The organism is Nocardioides panacihumi (assembly GCF_039530925.1).
Lineage (GTDB): Bacteria > Actinomycetota > Actinomycetes > Propionibacteriales > Nocardioidaceae > Nocardioides > Nocardioides panacihumi.
In genome coordinates this window covers 346,019-347,289 of the sequence record NZ_BAAAPB010000008.1, presented here as the reverse complement: position 1 = coordinate 347,289, position 1,271 = coordinate 346,019, and the positions used below count along the sequence as shown (strand labels likewise).

General features: G+C 66.6%; 1 protein-coding gene and 1 pseudogene. Both read left to right on the top strand.

Features of this window, described 5'->3' with window-relative positions; translation table 11 throughout:
* Positions 1–345: 345 nt before the first annotated feature.
* On the top strand, positions 346–765 hold the full coding sequence (locus ABD205_RS22585; RefSeq protein ID WP_344048894.1) for a DUF6318 family protein: 420 nt from the start codon (positions 346–348) through the stop codon (positions 763–765).
* A 284-nt stretch (positions 766–1,049) separates the two neighbouring features.
* Positions 1,050–1,271, top strand: a pseudogene (locus tag ABD205_RS22580) (hypothetical protein); the annotation flags it as partial.

Here is a 1,271-nt window from a genome sequence, read left to right as displayed (position 1 = left end):
GACCAGCCCCCACGGCCACCAATGGATCACCGACCCCACCGGCACCCGCCACCTCACCCACCAAGCCCCCGGGTTATCCACAGGCCCACCCTGACCCCTTCCCGCCCACCCATCCCCCCGACTACCTTCCCGATGAATCTCGGGAAGGAACCACACATGGGGGCAACAACCACACGCGTCCTGACCGGACTCGCCCTACTCACACTCACCGCCTGCACCGGCTGCAGCGGCACAGCCGACCCCATACCACCACCACGATCGGCAACCACCGCGACCCCGACCCTACCCAGCCCGACACCGACACCGACACCGACACCGACACCGACACAGCCGGCGGCTCCCGCCATGCCCGACGCCGCCACAGCCCACACCAAAGCCGGCGCCAAAGCATTCGTCACCCACTTCTGGCAGGTCGTCAACTACGCCCAAGCCACCGGCGACACCGTGGCGCTAAAGCGTCTCAGCGCGGTCGGATGCGTGAATTGCGATGCGGGCATTGCGTCTGTCAAGCGCGTCTACGCCGCGGGTGGCCGCATCCTGGGCGGCACGTCCACGCTCACCCGCCTCCGGGCCTCAACGATGAAGGCGGGCGACACCTGGTTCGCGACCGTGAAGTATGTGAACGCCATAGCTGCACAGACGACCGACTATCCCGGTGACGCGGATGACAAGCGGACGGCCCCCCGAACCTTCACCGATCGGGTGACACTGATCGCGGCGGGCGACAGCCTCTGGACTGTCGCCGCATTCGAGGTTGTGTCTTGATGCTGCGAGCACTCGCCGCTGTAGGCCTACTCCTCGCACTGCAACTTGTGTCATGCGTCCCGAGAGCAGACGCGGGCTGCGGCACGGCGGTGACGACCGCCGCTTCCGCAAACGGATTCCACGCTAGTGGCGAAGTCGACTGCGTCGGCGTCAACACAGCGCCGGTCGCAGCGGGTGCATCCCACCACGCCACGGAAGGCAGCTATGTCACGGTCCCGGCATGCGCGCTCGGCGGCGATCAGACGTGCAGCGACATGCAGCGATCGTGCAGCGACGGGACGCCGATGACCAACACCTGGTTCGTCCCCTTCGGTGGTGGCTCGCCGACCTACTCGGCAAACAACTGTCCCCACGACGCAGTTCCGCCTACGCCCAGCCCCGGCCCCACACAGGCCGACATCCTCCGCGCGTTCAAACAGATCCCCCTGCCGGAGTCCAGACTCATCATCCAGCCACCCGGCGGCGCCACCCTGGTCAACTTCGACACGAACTTCTACACCAAAGCA

Coding starts and splice junctions, on each gene's coding strand:
- ABD205_RS22585 (WP_344048894.1), top strand. CDS start 346: ATGCCCGACGCCGCCACAGCCCACACCAAAGCCGGCGCCAAAGCATTC.